16 protein-coding genes are annotated in these 20,016 nt (G+C 44.7%); 11 read left to right on the plus strand and 5 right to left on the minus strand.

All coding sequences use genetic code 11. The annotated features are described in order from the left end of the window. Positions 1–59: 59 nt before the first annotated feature. Positions 60–776, plus strand: a complete 717-nt coding sequence (locus ITG09_17120; protein UPR54675.1) for a Crp/Fnr family transcriptional regulator — start codon at positions 60–62, stop codon at positions 774–776. 166 nt (positions 777–942) lie between these two features. Continuing rightward, positions 943–1,101, plus strand: a complete 159-nt coding sequence (locus ITG09_17125; protein UPR54676.1) for a hypothetical protein — start codon at positions 943–945, stop codon at positions 1,099–1,101. An 86-nt stretch (positions 1,102–1,187) separates the two neighbouring features. Here the strand turns inward: ITG09_17125 and ITG09_17130 are convergent, their stop codons facing one another. From ITG09_17130 to ITG09_17150, 5 genes are all read right to left on the minus strand, one after another. After that, positions 1,188–1,853, minus strand: a complete 666-nt coding sequence (locus ITG09_17130) for a DUF2057 family protein (GenBank protein UPR54677.1) — start codon at positions 1,851–1,853, stop codon at positions 1,188–1,190. A 106-nt stretch (positions 1,854–1,959) separates the two neighbouring features. Beyond that, positions 1,960–2,388 (minus strand): hypothetical protein, encoded by a 429-nt coding sequence (locus tag ITG09_17135; protein ID UPR54678.1) that lies wholly within the window; start codon positions 2,386–2,388, stop codon positions 1,960–1,962. A gap of 13 nt (positions 2,389–2,401) precedes the next feature. Next, positions 2,402–4,789 carry a response regulator gene (locus tag ITG09_17140; GenBank protein ID UPR54679.1) on the minus strand — a complete coding sequence of 796 codons (2,388 nt, stop codon included), beginning with the start codon at positions 4,787–4,789 and terminating at the stop codon, positions 2,402–2,404. Next, positions 4,782–5,870, minus strand: a complete 1,089-nt coding sequence (locus ITG09_17145) for a cytochrome B6 (GenBank protein ID UPR54680.1) — start codon at positions 5,868–5,870, stop codon at positions 4,782–4,784. The genes ITG09_17140 and ITG09_17145 overlap by 8 nt, the downstream gene beginning before the upstream one ends. A gap of 349 nt (positions 5,871–6,219) precedes the next feature. After that, positions 6,220–7,782: an arylsulfatase gene (locus ITG09_17150; protein ID UPR54681.1), complete on the minus strand. Its 1,563-nt coding sequence runs from the start codon at positions 7,780–7,782 to the stop codon at positions 6,220–6,222. A gap of 346 nt (positions 7,783–8,128) precedes the next feature. Between ITG09_17150 and ITG09_17155 the strand changes: the two genes are divergently transcribed. The 9 genes from ITG09_17155 (at position 8,129) to ITG09_17195 (ending at position 19,998) form a co-directional block, all read left to right on the plus strand. Next, the gene (locus ITG09_17155; protein ID UPR54682.1) at positions 8,129–9,676 is read left to right on the plus strand and encodes an arylsulfatase; all 1,548 of its coding nucleotides are present in this window, start codon (positions 8,129–8,131) and stop codon (positions 9,674–9,676) included. Positions 9,677–9,867: 191 nt separating this feature from the next. Next, complete coding sequence (locus ITG09_17160) at positions 9,868–12,234, plus strand: tetratricopeptide repeat protein (GenBank protein ID UPR54683.1); 2,367 nt, start codon at positions 9,868–9,870, stop codon at positions 12,232–12,234. A gap of 95 nt (positions 12,235–12,329) precedes the next feature. Then, on the plus strand, positions 12,330–13,313 hold the full coding sequence (locus ITG09_17165) for a MoxR family ATPase (protein ID UPR54684.1): 984 nt from the start codon (positions 12,330–12,332) through the stop codon (positions 13,311–13,313). Positions 13,314–13,325: 12 nt separating this feature from the next. Further along, positions 13,326–14,288, plus strand: a complete 963-nt coding sequence (locus ITG09_17170; GenBank protein UPR54685.1) for a DUF58 domain-containing protein — start codon at positions 13,326–13,328, stop codon at positions 14,286–14,288. Continuing rightward, positions 14,289–14,849, plus strand: a complete 561-nt coding sequence (locus ITG09_17175; GenBank protein UPR54686.1) for a DUF4381 domain-containing protein — start codon at positions 14,289–14,291, stop codon at positions 14,847–14,849. Continuing rightward, positions 14,842–15,921, plus strand: a complete 1,080-nt coding sequence (locus ITG09_17180) for a VWA domain-containing protein (GenBank protein UPR54687.1) — start codon at positions 14,842–14,844, stop codon at positions 15,919–15,921. Before ITG09_17175 ends, ITG09_17180 begins: the two co-directional genes overlap by 8 nt. Continuing rightward, positions 15,914–17,638 (plus strand): VWA domain-containing protein, encoded by a 1,725-nt coding sequence (locus ITG09_17185; protein UPR54688.1) that lies wholly within the window; start codon positions 15,914–15,916, stop codon positions 17,636–17,638. Before ITG09_17180 ends, ITG09_17185 begins: the two co-directional genes overlap by 8 nt. Continuing rightward, positions 17,635–19,014: a BatD family protein gene (locus ITG09_17190; protein ID UPR54689.1), complete on the plus strand. Its 1,380-nt coding sequence runs from the start codon at positions 17,635–17,637 to the stop codon at positions 19,012–19,014. The genes ITG09_17185 and ITG09_17190 overlap by 4 nt, the downstream gene beginning before the upstream one ends. A gap of 78 nt (positions 19,015–19,092) precedes the next feature. Beyond that, positions 19,093–19,998, plus strand: coding sequence for a LysR family transcriptional regulator (locus ITG09_17195; GenBank protein ID UPR54690.1), 906 nt, complete (start codon positions 19,093–19,095; stop codon positions 19,996–19,998). Positions 19,999–20,016: the final 18 nt, after the last annotated feature.

The raw sequence follows: 20,016 nt of genomic DNA on the forward strand, positions 1-20,016 counted from the left end.
AATGCAGCACTAAGGCTGTATGACGTAAACATAGCGATTGTCGTAGGAGGAATGCACCGTTGTTAGACCCAACAATCAGTGAACAAATTGAGTGGCCTTGTGATTTACCACAAGACTTGATCGATAGACTGGTTGAGATTGCTGTTTACAAGACAGGAATTCATAGCCTAGAGATCACAAAAAAATTTCAAAACCTGCCAGGTGTTTTTTATATTCTCAGCGGCTCTGCAGGGGTCTGCTTTTCTACTGAGAACATGAAGAGCCTTTCTGGAGGCGTGATAGGTAAGGGTGATTGGATGGGCGCTTTGACAATTCATGCCGAATACAACTTATTTGCCGTCGCAGAGGAGGTAGAGCCTATTACCATGGTACTTTTCCCTGCCGAGAAGGTGTTAGAACTGGCAGAAGAGCAGTGCATGGTATTCAAATGGCTGCTGCATAGTGGGACCAGAGCACAATCCATTTGGATGCAAGCTTACTTATTCTCGATTCATGAAAAAGAGCAGAAAACCATTTACGTCTTGTTGGAACTTGCTGCGCGCCAGAACAATATTGCAGGTGAGACCGTGAGTATTAATATCTCACAAACTCAATTGAGTACCATTACAGGAATCTCGAGACCCAGATTGAATGAGGTGCTCAAAGGTATAGAGCAACAGGGCTTAGTGAAGATCCAAAGGGGGAAGGTGTTTATCACCGATATTGAGGGTTTGTATGAGCGTATTTCACCAATGAATTTGATGATGCGTGATCCAGTTGCTGGGATTAAGGTGTGAACCCCTCACAGTATTATCTTGCCTTATGATTATTAAGTTTGCAGTGATTAATAAATATCTCACAAAAAATTATGCACAGTGTTCTTTTAGGAACATACATTACAATAGAAGACCTATAATGTTCACTCTAGATTTATAAATTAAATTAGAGCGGAATTAAATTGTTATGAAAATGGCTGTATTGGAATATAAAGTATTGGGGCTTGGTGACTGGATTAAAACAAGAATTTCTAGCCGCTGTGCATACTTACTGGCTGAAGAGTATAAAGCGTTGGGATGGCCAACTAGAGTAGATGGCAAAGTGCTATATGCTGAGTCTGCTTAGACTATACGACCCTAAATTATCTAGATAAAGACAAAAAAGAAGCTGGCAGTGTGCCAGCTTCTTTCGTTTAAAATTAAGAAATTGAGTTACTTGTTCACGTAATCTTTAAATTTCTGTTTTGTTTCGGCATCCGCTTTTTCGTACCAGAAATACAACATTTCTTCAGCTGTATTCGCCGCATTTGCGTCAATCTTTGCTGGAAGTGTTACTGGCTGCGCTACAGCAGCCGCTGCGCCCGCGCTAGCACCTACTGTAAGTGCTGCGATACCGCCTTTTTGGTTGTATTCTTTCGCTTCTTGCGGGTACTTACGACCGATCTGCATGCCATCTTTGATTAGCTTATCTTGCTTAACACTGATTGCATTTTGGTTTTCATCAACCAGTTTCCAATCTAGGTTTTGGAAGCCTTTTTTTGCTTCGTTGGCGTTACGGAACTTAGGCATATCGAACGTTAATGTTGTGTCTGTTGCGTCAAAAGTAGCGATAATTGCGTCACTATCGACGAACTCACGGTCGTTGCCTTGGCTAAATGCAAGCTGATATTGGAAAACGATTTGGTTCACGCCATCTGGAACGGTGATCGTTTTGCTTGAAGAGAAAAAACCACCCTCAAGATCAGGTTTAGCTTCATTTACAGCTAAGACTTCGACGAGAGCATCAGCGCTAGAAGGAACTTCAATTGTTACGTCAGCTAACACTTGTGGTGCTGCGATAATTGTCGAAAGCAGCGCAATGGATTGTAATGTTTTCATAGTCATACAGTTATTTAGGTGAGTAGTTCTACACTCGCATGCATAAAGAAGTATTTCAAGTTGCCTTGTCTCGATTTGGTAAAATTCACCGAAACTTAACCTAAGCCTAGTTTTTGAACGTGTTTATTGTGCGGTTTCTAGTCAGGTGAGAGCGTGGACATGGCTTATCTTCTGTTAAAGCATCTTCATCGACGTCCGTTGACGCTTGAGGCGGCTTTAAAGAGACATAAATAGGAACGATTGCCGAAATCCAAATAGCATAGATGGTAATTACGCGATTGAAGGCGACGAACCAGGTTTCACTGCCCGTACTAGACAGGTAGTAGCCAATGAGGGTAAGCAATGTGCAGGCGACCGCCCACATGACAGTGGAAGTTGGATCTTTCGTTGTTGCTGCCAGCAGTACTATCGTAACGTAAGGAACGGCCATCGCTATGCCCAAAGGTACATGATAGTCGACCACAAAAATGATGGTTGCACCAAGTGCCAAGAACAAGTGTGGGCCAGTGCTAGGTAAGCTTAAATTCCAAATCATGTAACACCTTCCTTTACCCCATTTTTCGTTGCTGGTGGAGTTTGTGTATCAACCGAGTGGCTTGGTGACTATTAACCATCAATCGATTGATCAGTTGTTGAAGCAATTCTGCCTCGGGCATGATGTGTTGATCGGTTATCTGTTCGGCTGAACTTGCGAGTTCAAGCACTTCGCCCATTTCATATCTTGCTGCAATTGCTTTAACGGCCTTCAGCGTTCTGGACAAAGCATTAGGCTGGTCATCTGAGAATAGCTCTATCAACTCATCGATTTCGTTTTCTAGTTCAGTAACGAGAGATATTAGGCATTTGAGTTTCTCGTCGGTTTTGAGCTCATCGTTTGCTAACACTTGGCTACGGGAGAGTTCTTCCTCTGTGAGTGGTAGTTTGTTCTTGGGATGTCGGGTTAATATGGTGATGTTACTTTTTGTTTTTTCAGGAAGATTGTGTGCGTTAGCCGAGTGATAACGGTTGACTTCAAACTGCTGATGAAACTCATTGATGGCGTTTTGTAAGCTGTTTTTCTGTAACGGCTTGGTGAGTACAAAGTCTGCCCCTGACACGATGAATTCATCGTGAGCCTCTTTGAATACATCGGCGGTACACGCAAAAATAACCGTAGTCAGCTTGAGTTCGTCACGGATCTTTTGAATCGCTTCTATACCGCTCATGTTGGGCATGTGATTGTCCATTATGATCAGGTCATATTGGTTTGAGGCCAACTTATCTAAGGCCTGCAAACCGTCGTAGGCATTTTCAACCGTAAAGTTTAGAGACTCACAGAATTTCCTAATCACCATCGCGTTGATCTTGTTGTCTTCAACTAACAATACTGAGAAATCATCGAAAGTGTCATTGGTTTTGGTTGGCGCTTGCTCGACGACTTGTTCTTGAAGCTCATGCATTTCCAACGGCAAAGAGATCCTAAATTGAGTGCCCAAACCAAGTTGGCTGGAAACCTTAATTGTTCCGCCCATCAGTTCGACTAACTGCTGAACAATGGAAAGCCCTAATCCTGTGCCGCCAAACTTACGGGTTGTTGAGAGCTCGGCTTGTTCAAAGGCCGTAAATATATGGTCGATTTTGTCTTCTGCAATGCCAATACCGGTGTCAGTCACTAAGATGTTCACACTTGGTGGGGTTGTGGGTGCAATTAAAAATTCCACTTCAACCTTTCCTGACTCAGTAAACTTGACGGCATTGCCTGCCAAATTAAATAAAATCTGACGTGTACGAGCAGGATCACCAATCAACTGAATATTGGTAGGGATCTTATCTTTAATGGTAAAAGCGAGGCCTTTATCAGTCGCGAGTGGTGTTAATGTTTTGTCGAGGTGCGTCACGACGTCGGTGACCGAGAACGGACTGTATTCGAGTTCCATTTTTCCTTGTTCAACCTTAGAGAAATCAAGGATGTCATTCAATATGGTGACGAGGTGTTGACCTGAGTCGATGATGATCTGTGCTTGTTTACGAGTGTCGGCGCTTTGAGAATCTTCCTTAATGATTTGTGCGATACCTAACACGCCATTCATCGGGGTTCGTAATTCGTGGCTCATGGTTGCGAGGAATAGAGACTTAGCTTCACTGGCTTTTTCCGCTTTGTCAGCAGCCTCTTGATAGGAGAGATTGTTTCTCTTGAGTTCGAAGACTCTGAAGATAAACATGGTGAATGAGAATGCTAAAGTCAGTAACGCCAGAACAATAATAAGCTTAACGATTAAGCTTTTAAGCTGGTCTTGAAGATCAGTAAACTGATGCTCAATATGTTCAATGTACTCCATGCTGTGTGCTGAAAGTACTTGAGATAGCAGTTGGCTTTGCTGCTGGTTGAGCTCGGTAAACGTCTTATAAAGATTCGCGAGCTCGGAGTTGACACCAGAATGTTGAATTTCAGTTCCCCCAATCAACACGCTCGCAAGCAGCTCGCTTTGAATATCGATATTTGCGTTGTTTGCCTCAGCATTAGTAGGGCTAGCCCCGGTAAGTTGTAGAGTTAAAGATTGCAAAATAAACTGACGAGCCACACTTAACCCTATTAGGTTGTCTAGCGTATCTATATTCGCCATTGAAGCATCGTAAAAGCGCTCCAATAATTGAGCTGTTGGTAAGTGTTTAAAGAACGTAGAGTGGATGTTTTCGCTTTGATAACTTTCTCTGAGTTTTTGTAATTCTCTTTCTAAAGCAACCAAATCAGCAGACATTTGATAAGGATTAGAAACACCCGCAAGCGCTGCATTAGTGATGTGATCACGCATTTCTAACACTTCATGGCCTAACTCACGAATAGGCTCTCCATATTCGGTGACCTTTTCATGCTCGGAGTTGGTCAGCATAATAAAGCTAATTAAGCCGATGAAAAGCGATATAAACAGTAAAAATATGAGTCTGATCTTATTCATTTTCAAACTCCATTAACATTTGAGGGCGGTTACCGGTGAGGGATTCGAGGAAGACTTTAATATCGTTAATAGTCTGTTTTTCAAACGTTTTACCGAGTTGGCTTTCACCCATGATTTTGATCGCCTCTTCGAGTGTTGCTGTTTGACCATCATGAAAATAGGGTGCAGTGATTGCCACGTTTCTTAAGCTAGCAACACGAAATAGATGCTTATCTTGTGGTTGAGCGGTAAACATAAAGCGACCTTGGTCTTCACTTCGCTCGGATCCTGTTTTCGATAACCCAAAGTAACCAAACCGCATCACCATGCCTCCACCAATATTGGTACCTTGGTGGCAACGAATACAGCCTTCTTCTTGAAAGGTTTCCCAACCTCGTTTGGCGGTTTCAGAAAGTGCTGCGTTGTCACCTTGTAAATACAGGTCGAAAGGGGCATTTGGTGTGGTCAAACCTTGCATAAATTCAATAAGCGCAGCCTTAATTGAAGCTTCGTCAATGGGTGTAGATTGTTCTTGGAATAAGTTGATGTAAGTATCCGACTGAGACACATACCCCGTAATGTGTTGCCAGTTTGAATCCATTTCATCGACGTTGTGCACTGGGCCATCAATTTGATCACCAAGGTTATTCACACGACCATCCCAGAAGAAACGATAGTTAAAAACTGCGTTGAAAACGGTGAGTGAATTTCTCATCCCCGCGCCGTTTACGCCAATCGAAACAGGAATAGCTTCAGCGCCGTTGCTTTGAAGGCTATGACAACTTTCACAACTAACACTGCGATTAGAAGAAAGATTAGGGTCTTTAAATAGCACCCAACCAATTTTAGCAAGGTCATGATTTATCTCGGGAGAGTTTGGAATCGGAGATATGGGTTGGCTTGAAGCCATGGTTTTCTGTGCGTGTTGTGAATGAGAAGAGTGTGCTGAAGAGTGAGAGTCATCATGACCGCTTTCATGGGCGTGATTTTCTTGGTGTTCGAACGAGGTGTGCATTTTTGAAGAGGCTGCGTCATAAACTAGCATAGCGACTGAAACGACAATGACAGTTATGCTTATTCCTGCTAAATATGGCGTTTTCATAGCATCAGTTCCATCTAGTTTAGATAGTTTGCCAAGTCAGAATCCGTCTGTTCTTGCCCTTATTCACCTTGTAAATGCTAGGCGCATAAATATAAATCTAGTTGCACATAGTTGATGTTGCAAGACAAGTGAAAGGAAATTAAATCGCTTGGGTGATTGTCTAGCGGGGAGTGATGAGCAGATCTTGCATTGACAGACGCTCTTTCAAATAAAATCAAGCCGAATAGCGTTAAACGAAAAAAACCGTGGTCACTCAAGTGAGTTACCACGGCTTTCGTATTAGATTATGGATTTACTATAAATCTTAGTTCAATACACAATCTAAACAGCTTGTATAGTCTAGGTAGGCTTATTTAGCTTGCGCTGCCGCCGCTTCTAGTTGCTTAAGTTTACCTTGAAGCATGTAAGCATTTTGGTTGAAGTTACCAGGGTTCAACACTTGGCTTTGCTGCATTGGGTAGTCAGGTAGCGTGTTCATGAACTCTTGTACTTTGCCGCCTACTGGTACGAATAGCCACATGTTGTCTGCCATCCAGCGTAGGTACATGCCAGATTCGTGTGGTGCTTTTTCGAATGGGTCGGCACGTAGGTGAACAACTTGAGGCCAGTTTGGTTGGAAACGAACCGCGTCAACGATGTTACCTTCCATTACTGCGAATGAAATCTTGAAGTCATTCCAACGCACTGCGTTTAGCTCAGCGTTTGCAGAGAAGTAAAGCATGCTATCACGCGGGCCTTTCTCTTCTTTACCTTGGAAGTAAGGCAGGAAGTTGTAACCATCTAAGTGAACACGCCAGTTTTTACCGTTGTATGTAGCACCTTTGTCAGACGCCAGTTTCTCAACCACTTTGTCATCACCAGCTGCTGCTAGTAGAGTAGGGATCCAGTCTTGGTGACCCATGATGTCGTTGATCTTAGTTCCCGGTTTGATAGTACCAGGCCAGCGAACTAGCTGAGGAACACGCATACCGCCTTCGTAAGTAGTACCTTTCTCACCGTGGAAGTAAGTTGCACCACCGTCAGGCCAAGATACTGTCTCTGCGCCGTTATCGGTAGAGTAGATTACGATTGTGTTGTCTGCGATCTTTAGCTCATCAAGTTTGTCTAGAAGGATACCTACTTGGTCATCGTGCTCTAACATACCGTCAGCATAAATACTGATACCCGATGCGCCTTGGTATTTTTCTTGTAGACGAGTCCACACGTGCATACGTGTTGTGTTGTGCCAGATGAAGAATGGCTTGTCAGCTTTCACCGCTTTTTCCATGAAGGCTAGAGATTCTTCTAGGAACTCTTCATCCGCGTGCTCCATACGCTTACGCGTCATAGGGCCTGTATCTTCAATCTTACCGTCAGCCGTTGACTTGATTACACCACGAGGGCCGAAGTTCTTACGGAACTCAGGGTCTTTAGGGTAGTAGTATGTTTCTGGCTCTTCTTCTGCATTCAGGTGGTATAGGTTACCGAAGAACTGGTCAAAACCGTGGTTCGTTGGAAGGTGTTTATCTTGGTCACCCATGTGGTTCTTACCGAACTGAGCTGTCATGTAGCCCTGTTCTTTAAGAAGGTCAGCGATTGTTGGAGCCCAATCTGGAATACCGTGATCAGAGCCCGGCATACCGATAGTCAGTAGACCTGTGCGGAAAGGTTCTTGACCCGTTAGGAATGCAGCACGACCAGCAGTACACGATTGTTGACCGTAGTGGTCAGTAAATAGTGCGCCTTCGTTAGCAATACGGTCGATGTTAGGTGTTTCGTAACCCATCATACCGTTGTTGTATGCACTGATGTTGAATACACCAATGTCATCACCCCAGATAGCAAGAATGTTTGGTTTTTCTGCTGCTGTTGCCGCTGAAGAAGCTGCTAATAAGCCAACACCTAATGCTAGTTTATTAATTTTAGTACCCATAAGGACTCCGATTCACTTTAAAGATTAATGCGTTAGAGCAACACATCGTTGGGCAAACATTAATCTCTAAAATCGGTCGTGTCTTTTTATAGTGGTTATAACTAATTGTTATGGGGTTATTATAACCTGCTGATTTTTATGGTTTTGGTCTGTTTTGTTCGATTTACCCTCTAACGTCATGTGTGATCTTTATCATGTTTATATACGTAATTTCCATCGCCTATTTGTGCGCGTTGCTGTGAAGAAAAATGACAAATAGATTAATAGTTTAGCGAATCTCGCGATTGTTTAAAAAATGGACTATACGTTGTAGGGCAGGATGCAAATAACTAACGAAGAGGTTTCTATGACAGCGAAATATGGCGTCAAACGTCGATTAGCGATTTTGGGTACTGCGATGATGGCGGCTTCCACCACCACATTCGCGGCAGAAAAACCGAATATTCTCGTCATTTGGGGTGACGACATTGGTCAATCTAATGTCAGTGCGTACACCTTTGGCTTAATGGGGTATCAAACTCCAAACATTGATAGCATCGCCAAAGAAGGCATGATGTTTACCGATTACTACGCAGAGCAATCTTGTACCGCAGGTCGCTCTACGTTCATTACAGGTCAAAGCGTACTGAGAACAGGCTTGAGTAAAGTAGGCTTGCCGGGTGCAGATATTGGCCTTCAAGCAGAAGATGCAACTATTGCTGAACTGCTTAAACCTATGGGTTATATGACAGGGCAATTTGGTAAAAACCACCTTGGCGATAAAGATGAATTCCTTCCAACAGCACACGGGTTTGACGAATTTTTTGGCAACCTTTATCACCTAAATGCTGAAGAAGAACCAGAAAATGAAGATTACCCAACCGACCCAGAGTTTCGTAAGAAGTTTGGCCCGCGTGGTGTAATCAAATCATTTGCTGATGGCAAGATTGAAGATACTGGCCCACTAACGCGTAAGCGTATGGAAACGGTCGATGAAGAAACACTAGACGCGGCACTTGATTTCATGGATCGCGCAGTCAAAGCGGACAAACCATTCTTCGTTTGGTGGAACGCAACACGTATGCACTTTAGAACACACGTCAAAGCCGACAGTAAAGGCGTGACCGGTGTTGGTAATTACGCTGATGGTATGGTTGAGCACGATCGACACGTTGGACAACTATTGAAGCAAGTGGATGAGTTGGGAATCAAAGACAACACCATCGTTTTCTACTCAACGGATAACGGCCCTCACATGAACTCTTGGCCTGATGCGGGTACAACTCCGTTCCGTGGTGAGAAAAACACTAACTGGGAAGGCGCATACCGTGTACCTGCAATGGTTCGTTGGCCAGGTAAGATTGAACCGGGAACCGTATCCAACGAAATCATGCACCATATGGACTGGATGCCAACCTTCGTTGCCGCCGCTGGTGATGACCAGATTAAAGAGAAATTACTGAAAGGTCATACTGCGGGTGATAAAACATTTAAGGTTCACTTAGATGGTTATAACTTCCTTCCTTACCTAACGGGTGAAGAAGAAAAAGGCCGTCGTTCGGAAATCTTCTACTTTACCGATGATGGTGATTTAGCGGCGCTTCGTTACAACCAATGGAAAGCGGTGTTCATGGAGCAGCGTGCAACGGGCACCATGCAGATTTGGTCAGAACCGTTCGTGACGTTACGTCTTCCTAAGCTGTTTAACCTGCGTATGGACCCATACGAAAACGCAGACATTACTTCGAATACATATTATGACTGGTTGTTAGACCATGCTTATATGTTTGTACCTGCGCAAGCGTATGTTGGCCAATTCTTAGAAACGTTTGCTGAATACCCACCACGCCAAAAAGCAGCTAGTTTTAGCTTGGATCAGGTTATGGAGAAACTTCAAGAGAACCATAACAAGTAAACTTTGGTTTATAGAAACTGATAACACGAAAGAGCTCCTAGGAGCTCTTTTTTTATGCGCATATTGGTGAGTAAATACCAGTCGTGAATGTGAATCACAACTATCGAGCTCACTGCCACTAAATAATTGTAATTTAGTTGTTTTTACGTCTACCTTATTAAGCATAAGGATGTATAAAAACAAGGAATGTTATGTCTGCATGGTTGTGCTTGCTAGTGAACGGATTGAAACACCAGCGAGTTGCAGTATTATCCGCAATGTTGTCTTTACTTATGTTGTCGACACTCAGTGTCAATGCACATGCCAATGAACAGGATTTATCCGTTGGATCAGAAGCTTTGCCTGCCAGTTCTCAAGCTACGTATGTGGGCTCCGAAGCTTGTATTGATTGCCACAGCGCAGAAGTGGAAGCATGGCAAGGTTCCCATCATGATATGGCGATGAAGCACGCCGACGATGAATCTGTGTTGGGCAACTTTGATGATCAAACCGTGACTCATAAAGGAAAGCCCAACCGTTTTTTTCGCAAGGGTGATGAGTTTTGGGTCAACATCGAAGGGCCAGACGGCCAATTCAAAGATTATAAAATCAGCTATACCTTTGCCTTTGAGCCTCTGCAGCAATACATGGTTGAGTTTGAAGACGGCCGAGTACAGTTGATTCCTTTCGCTTGGGACTCTCGAACTGAAAGCGAAGGCGGTCAACGCTGGTTTCAACTCTACCCAGATACTACCAACACTGATGAATTCTACTGGACCAATAGTGGTCAAAACTGGAACTTCATGTGTGCCGATTGCCATTCAACGAATCTGGAAAAGAACTACGACAGTGTAAGTAATACCTACAACACCACTTGGTCTGAGATTAATGTCGGTTGTGAGGCGTGTCATGGCCCTGCGAGCGAGCACGTAGATCAGGCCCTGCTAACCAAAACTAATGATGGAAAGGATGCTCAAGTCTCGACGCATTATGGTTTTGACCGTGACTTGTCGAAGTCGGTGAAAGAGTGGATTTACCAAGAGGGCAATTCAACTCTGCAACCAAAAGACATCATTCATACCAACCAAGTTCAAACTTGTGCTCAATGCCACAGTCGACGTACGCAGTTGAATGAAACGGGTGATCACGTTAATGGATCATTCTTTGACAAGTATCGCCTGAGTTTGATTACCCCTGAGCTTTACCATAACGATGGCCAAATCTACGATGAAGATTACGTTTACGGATCTTTCCTTCAATCAGTGATGGCTGAAAAAGGCGTTACATGTACTAACTGCCACGATCCACATACTGCAGAACTGAAAATTGCAGAAGAGGCCGTGTGTAGCCAATGTCACATAGCTTCTGAATACACGCCTGAAAAGCACACATTCCACGAAGCGAATACTGAGGCTTCACAATGCACGACTTGTCACATGCCAGAGACGACTTACATGGAGGTCGACCCAAGGCGTGACCACAGCTGGCATATTCCACGCCCAGATATTAGCCAACACATTAAAACGCCGAACGTATGTACGAGCTGTCATGAAGATCAAACCAACCAGTGGGCAGATAAGCAAATCGGTGAGTGGTTCCCAGATTCTAAGTATCGTAACCAGCAACACTTTGCCGTTGCCTTTTACGCGGATTCAATAGGGCACAGAGGCGCAGAAGATGCATTGGCGTATTCTGCTCAGGATTCAAGTTTAAGTAATATCATTCGAGCATCGAGCTTAGAACGTTTGGGTGGTAATACGGGTAAGAATACGCTTATCTCGCTGGCAAGAGCAGTGAAACACGATGATGAAATGATCCGCTTAGGTGTTGTGCAAGGCTCGTTTGGTTTCCCATTTACTGACCGTTGGCAGATTCTAGAACCGCTGCTGAAAGATCCTGTATTGTCGATTCGTTCAGAAACCGCAGGTGCATTGGTACGTTACTGGGGAGAAATGAATCCTCTGCAGAAAGACCAAATCAAACCTGCACTGGAAGAGTACATTGAGATACAGCAATTTAATGCCGACAGAGGGTTTGGACGCACTAATCTAGGAAATGTTAACCGAGATTTAGGTCAGCTCGATAAAGCGATTGAGTTCTATTTAGGCGCCATCGAGATTGAGCCTTACTTCGAAAACAGCTACGCCAACTTGGCTGACTTGTATCGCGCACTTGGCGATGAGCCCAAAGCATTAGCGACACTAAAACAAGGTATTCAAGCTCAACCAAAATCGAGTGTATTGCCATACAGCACAGGGTTATCTCTGCTTCGTGTGAAAGATTACGACCAAGCAACGGAATACCTTAAACAAGCCGCTGAAACTGCACAAACCGACCCACAATATTGGTATGTGTACGGATTGGCTTTGGAGAAATCGGATGTGCTTGCGGCAAGTAAATCACTGCACAAGGCTTACCAATTCAGCCGCAACCCACAGCACCTGTATGCCCAGTGTGAAGTGTTGGCGCGAAACAGTTCTATACCGGGCGTACCAAGGGCGTTTGAGCAATGCATTTCATCATTGAGCAAGGTAGCACCGCCGGAGGCCATTAACCAATTGAAAGCTAGGTTTAAATAAAGCGATGAGGTGAGCTTGGCTATCGAGCTTATAACTAATAGTTATGGGGCTTGTGAGTAGGATGTACGCAGCCAGATTGAATTAAGGGAAGACCTATGAACCATGCGCAACAAGCAATAAACCAACTGATTGAACAAACAGAGAAAAGTGTTATCGGTCAGAGCCACGTCGTTCGGGCTCTGGTGATAGGGTTATTGACTAATGGTCATGTGCTTCTAGAAGGGCTTCCCGGCACTGCGAAAACACGCTCGGTCAAGTCGCTAGCGAATTTATTGAACACAAGCTTTGGCCGAATTCAGTTCACGCCTGACTTATTGCCATCAGATGTAACGGGCACAGAAGTGTATCAAGAGCTTGATGGAAAGCCTCAGTTGCATTTCCAACCGGGTCCTATTTTTAACAGCATTGTATTAGCGGATGAAGTGAACCGTGCTCCTGCGAAGGTGCAAGCGGCTCTGCTTGAAGCTATGGCAGAAGGCACGATAACCGTAGGTGGTCAAACTCATATATTGCCAGATCTATTCATGGTGTTAGCAACTCAAAACCCTGTTGAGCAAGAAGGTACGTATCCACTGCCTGAAGCACAAATGGACCGTTTCATTATGAAAGTGACGGTCGACTATCCAGAAGATGAAGCTGAACGTGACATCATTCGATTAGTCCGCAGTGAAGAGTTGGGTAGCGAGACGAGTTCAGAATTAATCACACCACAGCATATTGAACCTGAGTTGGTGCTTGAGGCTCGCCGCCAACTTCCAGACATTGCCGTTTCTGATTTAGTTGAGAACTACATTGTGGCCTTGGTGATGGCGACACGTAAGCCAGAGCGTTACCCAGAATCAAACTTGTCTAAATGGATTGAGATTGGCTCAAGCCCGCGTGCGTCCATCGCGTTGGATAAATGTGCTCGCGCTTATGCATGGCTACAAGGGCGTGACCACGTCACGTTAGACGATGTTCGTGCAATGCTTCCAACTGTGTTAGGGCACCGATTCTCGTTGTCTTACGATGCATTGGCCGATGGTATTGACCATCAAAGAGTGGTTGAAGAACTGCTTGATAATGTTGAGATCGGATAATTAGGGGACGTCATGGCGAAGCCAACACAAGCTCCCAAACCGCAAGGCCTTGATCCACGATTATACTGTGATTATTCAAGATTAGTGCGAATACAGGCTCAAGCTGAGTCGTTTTCTCTACTGCCTCATCTAAAGGCGGGCAGTGTGCTTTCGGGTCGACATAATTCTCTGTTCCGTGGCCGTGGTCTGAACTTCGAAGAGTTACGACACTACCAACTTGGTGATGATATTCGTAACCTCGATTGGAAAGTTACGATGCGAACAGGTAAACCTCATGTTCGCAGTTATACCGAAGAGAAAGACCGTAATGTGATGATCTGTGTTGATCAGCGCAGCTCGATGTTCTTTGCTTCTCAAAACACAATGAAATCCGTTGTGGCTGCCGAAGTCGCTGCATTGTGTGGATGGCGAGTGCTGAAAGATGGTGACCGTGTCGGCTTTGTTTTAGCCTCACATCAAAAGCTCTTTCATACCAAAGCACAACGTTCACAGTCTGATTTATTGGCTCAGTTAAAGCATCTTACCAAGGCTAATCAAAGCTTAGACGTGAGTGTGAGTGACAGCGAGGGTGTTGGGTTTAATCAGTGGATTGAACTGATAAAACGAATGAGACTCAAGCAGTCGACCTTAATTTTTATTAGTGACTGGCGTGACTGTCAAGAGCAGCACCTTGATCGATTAAAGCAACTGCAACAACACAATGACATCCTAGCCATTATGGTGACTGATCCATTAGAACAATCACTGCCTCATGATCTTGCGAGCGCAAATTGGGTGGTGGGTGATGGTCGCTTTCAACTTAATCTTGATAGCCAATCTAAGGTCAACCTTGCGAGCGAGAGCCTTGCTCAAAAAGCGGCACTCCAAAAACAATCTCTTGCTAAATTGATGGCGATGAAAAACCTCCCTTATATCGAATTAGACACATCTGGTCATCATATTTCACAGATTCAAAAGTTAGTGGGAGGGCGCTAGATGGCCGTTGAACATACGCCTCCAAGTACTTATATCCTTCGCGACCTACATGATGTCGCCATTCCCGAGAGCGTGAGTTGGGTTCCCCAAACGATCGGCTGGAAGATCCTCGGCGTTGCCTTGTTATTGGGCGCTTTTTATTTGGCTTACCGTTTGTCGCTAAGGTGGTGGAATAACCGATATCGAAAAGAAGCGCTTAAAGAGCTGATGGTATTGGATGCTCGAGACAAAAACTCAACCGAGCGAACCTTCAAGGTACTCAAAGTGGTGCTTCGTTATCTAGACAGCGGCAATGCTAAGTTGTTTGGTCAAGCCTATGTAAACCGCTTGAATGCTTACTTACCTGTTAGCGCTGACACGAGTACGAAGAGTAATGCTTTCTTTACCGATGAAGTCTCGGAGCTTTGGATGCAAAGCTTAATTGATCCAAAGGTACGTTTGACCTTTGAACAGCGTTTAGAGGTGATTCAAACTGCGATGATGTGGCTAAAACTTCATAAACCCGATGTACAAATAAAACCGAATGTACAAGCGACAACAGAGGGGCAAGATAATGTTTGATAGTTTATCTGCCAGCTTTGAGTTCGCGCATCCATTGTGGTTTATCGCGTTACCATTGCCTTTGTTGGTCTACTTAGCTGTACCTGCTTATCGCACCAAACAAATGGCCATTAAGGTGCCATTTTTCAGTGAGTTGGTAGAAGCGATTGGCGAGGCGCCATCCGAAGGTGCAAGCCAATTAACACCAAGCTGGTGGCAACGCACCACACTGATTATCACTTGGGTACTCGTGGTCTGCGCGTTAGCTAAACCAACCATCTTAGGAGAGCCACAAGTTCGTGAACAATTGGGTCGCGATGTGATGGTTGTTGTTGATTTGTCAGGCTCAATGGCTGAACAAGATTTTACCTCGAAACAAGGGGACAAAATCTCGCGTTTAGATGCGACTAAAGAGGTGTTAGCTGACTTTGCTAAAACTCGAAAGGGCGACCGATTAGGATTGATTCTTTTTGGTGACGCGGCATTTGTACAAACGCCATTCACTGCCGACCAAGATGTGTGGCTTGAACTACTCAATCAAACCGACGTGGCAATGGCAGGGCAAAGCACGCATTTAGGTGATGCGATTGGTCTAGCGATTAAGGTGTTTGAACAGAGTGAGAAGCAAAGCGCTGCCGTTCAAGGCTCAAACGTCGATGCCAACGTGAAAGAGAAAGTAGTGATTGTACTAACCGATGGCAACGATACTGGAAGCTTTGTTGAACCTATCGATGCGGCCAAAGTGGCTAAGGCGAAAGGCGTTCGTATTCACGTTATCGCCATGGGTGATCCGCAAACCGTCGGCGAGGTGGCTCTGGATATGGAGACCATCAACCGCGTGGCTCAAGAGTCTGGTGGTGAAGCCTTTGAAGCACTTAACCGCGATGAATTGACTAAAGCTTATGCTCAAATTGGTGAACTAGAGCCTCAGCTGTATGAGAGCACGACTTATCGTCCTAAACAGGGTTTACACCATTACCTGATGGCCATTGTTGTTGTGATGTATTTGACTGCGTTCAGTTTAGCAACAATCCGCCGACGCTCGCTTTTGGCTTCTCCAATGAAAAATTTGAAAGGAGAGAACGATGCCTGATTCTCTCATGTTGCAACAGTTCTTTACTCAGTTTCACTTTATCAGACCATTGTGGTTGTTGGCCTTTGTTCCGATGTTTTTCCTATTGTGGATTCGCTGGAGAGAAGAGACCAAACCAACGTGGAAAGACATCCTGCCTGCCCATTTACGTGATGCATTAACCATTGGTGAAACTGGCTGGCGCAAACAGTTACCACTAAAGCTATTAATGGTGATAGTGACGATTGCCATTATTATCTGCTCAGGTCCAACATGGCAGCGAGAAGCTTCGCCTTTTGGTGAAGACAAAGCATCAATGTTAGTGGTGCTTGATAACAGTGACTCCATGCTGGCAAAAGACTTACCACCGAGTCGTTTGGAACGTTCTAAACAGAAAATTAGAGACTTACTCGCAGCGCGTAAAGGCGGAAATACAGGTTTGGTTGTGTATGCAGGCAGCGCGCATGTTGCGATGCCCGTAACTCAAGATAGCAAGGTGTTTGAACCATTTCTTGCGGCAATAACGCCTGATATCATGCCTATTTCTGGTAAGTCAGCAGAAGAAGCGCTGCCACTTATTAATCAGCAATTGTCTGGTGAGTTAGGCTCGTCAGTATTGTTGATATCAGATGGTGTCAACCCAAGTACTATTAAAGCTTTCGAAACCTTCTTTAACGACAATCAGTATCAACTGCTTATTCTAGCTGCAGGAAACAGTAATGTGGTGAGCGATAATCCAGTCGATCTCGATTCATTGCGTAGCCTAGCGAGCAAGACGGGTGGACGACTGATCGAAGTGACCGTTGATAATTCCGATATCCAACAACTCAACAAAGCGGTTGAAAGAAACATGCAACTTAACGGTGAGTCTTCAATGCCTTGGAAAGACATGGGATACGGTCTGCTGATTCCAATGGTGATCATCATGTTGTTGTGGTTTAGAAAAGGGTGGTTGGTTCAATGGTGTGTGGTTGGTGTTTTGATTACAGGCAGCGTGTATTCCCCGCACACTTTGGCGAAAACGGTGAGCTTAACCGCCGATAAACCCGTGGTTGAAGAGCCCGTGACGGTTTGGGATAAAACAGCCCAGTGGTGGTGGGACTTATGGTTAACGCCTGATCAACAAGGACAACGTTTATTGAATCAAAAGGAATACCTTGAAGCGGCTAAACATTTTAAGGATCCAATGCGAAAGGGCGCAGCTTATTACTATGCTCGTGATTTTAAGTTAGCTCACAGTGCCTTCTTACAAGCCAAAACCGATTATGGTTTGTATAACGCCGCGAGTGCTTTAGCTCGACAGCGAGAATACCTTGCCGCGCGAGACCTTTTGAAGTCATTAAGCGAGAAAGAGGGTCTGTCACCAGAACTAAGAACGGATGTGGAGAACAATCTTGCTGTGCTTAGTGGCATTGTCGAAGAGGTTAATCGCACCAGTGAAAGCCAATCAGGCACAACTGATGGCCCTGAAGAATCTTTAGAATTGGATGACGACCAGCCGCGCACGGGTGATGGTGCAGAAGAAGAAACGGTAGCGGAATTGATGCTCAAGGAAACACTTAACGCCAATGAGATTTTGGGTAGCCAAGAGCTTGCCGACAAGTGGTTAAAACGAGTAGAAGCGGACCCTAAGTTCTTCTTAAAGTCCAAGTTCCAAATTCAATTAAGAGACCCTGCACCTTCTATCGAACCGCCGTCTAAACAGGAACGGGTGCCAAAACAGGAGCAAACACAATGAGTCGATATGATTTAGCTCTTGCAGCGGTTCAAGCAAAGGCAGGGCGCTCAGAGTCCTTTAAATTAACCAAGACCTTGCTTTTGACGATGGTTCTGTTGTTTAGCGCTGCTATTTCTACATTTGCTTCTGCGGCTGATATTTATGATCTACAGAAGAGTGGTGATGTAGAGTTGATCGCTTGGGTCGGAGAAAAACCAAAATCAGGTGACAAAATTACGCCTGTAAAAGTCAGCGTTAATGAGCAGGTAATTCTGAATATTGAGGTGGCGACGCCGCGTTGGTTAACGGGTGGTACTCGAATCGGCAGTATTGAAATCCCTAACGTGATCTCTAAGCAGCGCAACCAACTGGCGACGAATTACACACAGCGAGTAGGTGGCACAACATGGTCACGCCAACGTTGGGAAGTGACGCTATATCCGATGACGTCGGGCGAATTCGTGATTCCTACTGTGCCTGTTCGTATTCAGGTCTCTGCTCCTGATGGATCAAACGTTGGTGGCACGCTTTATACGCAACCCATTAAGTTTGAAGCTTCATTACCTTCAGGTTTATTAAGTGATGAATCACCTTGGTTTTCTGCAACCGATGTGGATGTTGAACAGCAATGGCAACGTTCGAATGAAAACTTGAAAGTTGGCGATGTGGTTACGCGCACCGTGACGATCAAAGCCAAAGACAGCTTGTCTGTGTTACTGCCAGATGTGTTGTCCAATGAATCGACTCAGCAATATCAAGCTTACCCACAACCTAATCGTTTAGACGATACACAAGAACGTGGTGATTACCGATCTAGCCGTTTGGAAGAAACGGTTTATGTGATTCAGCAAGGTGGTGAATTCACCTTGCCAGAATTTTCATTCCAATGGTGGGACAGCAAAAATCAGCGTCTTGAAAGCGTGGTGATAAAAGGCGAAGTGTTTGAAGCAAAACACACACTCCAATCTTTCATCAAGGCTTACATGTCGGTCTTTATCAGCGTTGGCTTAGCATTAGTGTTGTGTGTTGCGTTGTTTGTTTCTTTGAAGCGTTATTACAAGAACCGACCAACGCCGAGTTGGTTGGTATTCCGTCGTTTGCTTAAACAAGGGAATTGGTCTGCATTGAGAACCTTTGTCTATCGTGAGTTGCGAACTCAAACTAGTCAGCTAGAACTAGGTAAAGCGCAACTGGGTAAACTGAATGGACAAAAACGTTGGGTGGAAGACAGCGAAGCCCTTCAACAAGGGCGTGAAGATAAAAACGTATTCGCTCGTTTGTGGAGAGGGTTGCTTAATCTGCCTAGTGACCAATCAAACTCAAGTCATTCTCGTTCGATTTTCGCCCGCTTGAAAATCCCTAAAGCCTTGCCAGACTTAAAAGATAGAACTAAGTAGCAAACTTTAGTTATTCGCATCGAACATAATCGGCAGGTTCTCTACTATGGGGGACCTGCTTCTTTAATATGGAACTGTATGAAAAGTACCGAGCTAAATCTAATTCCTATATTTGTCGCTATCTATGAAGAGCAGAACTTGTCTAGGGCTGCTAATCGTATGGATATAAGCCAACCAGCAGTGAGCAAAGCGCTTGCACGGTTGAGAGATATCTATGACGAGCCGTTGTTTCATCGAACTACGTCTGGTGTAGAGCCAACTACATTCGCTATGGATATCTATCCTGCAATGGCCGCTGCGCTTAAAAACTTTACGTCTACCTTATCCGCATCAAGAGACTTCGATCCTAAAACCTCAGGCCGTGTGTTTTCAATCGCCTGCGTCTCGGCCGCGAGCTATGAAATGATGCCAAGAGTGATGCAGCTAATCAGCCAGGTTGCACCCGGTATTGCACTCGAAGTTCATCCTCTGTTTACTGAAGACTACGAGTCCGATTTAAGGCTCCAAAGACACGATGTGATCGTCGATATGACGCCAAAAGGAAGAACCATGCTTAAGCATGAGGTGATTTCTCGAGAAGAGTTGGTGGTGGTGTGTCGCAAAGACCATCCTACGATTGGCGATACGATCGATATGGAACAGTTTTTGGCACTCGATCATGTGGTTGTATCTCGTTGGCATGCACGTAAAAGTTTATTGAGTTCTGAACATTTTAGCGATTTGGAAAAGCGCAAGATAGTGTATCGAGCTGCTGGCGTGGTTGAGATGCTGCCAGTTATTGAGGGCTCTGATTACATCGGAGTGCTGCCTATGTCATCGGTGCGCTGTTTCGCTGAAAAATTCGCTGTAAAGACACTGCCATTACCATTCGAACTGGAAGACCTCGATATGTGTATGATTTGGCATCCTAGTCGCACCAATGAACCAAGCCATAAATGGTTACGAGCTAAGATCAAAGCGGCAGCAAAAGAAATATCAAGTTAGCCTATACAAGGACATTGC

Origin of the sequence: Vibrio cyclitrophicus (assembly GCA_023206055.1) — a bacterium.
GTDB lineage: Bacteria > Pseudomonadota > Gammaproteobacteria > Enterobacterales > Vibrionaceae > Vibrio > Vibrio cyclitrophicus_A.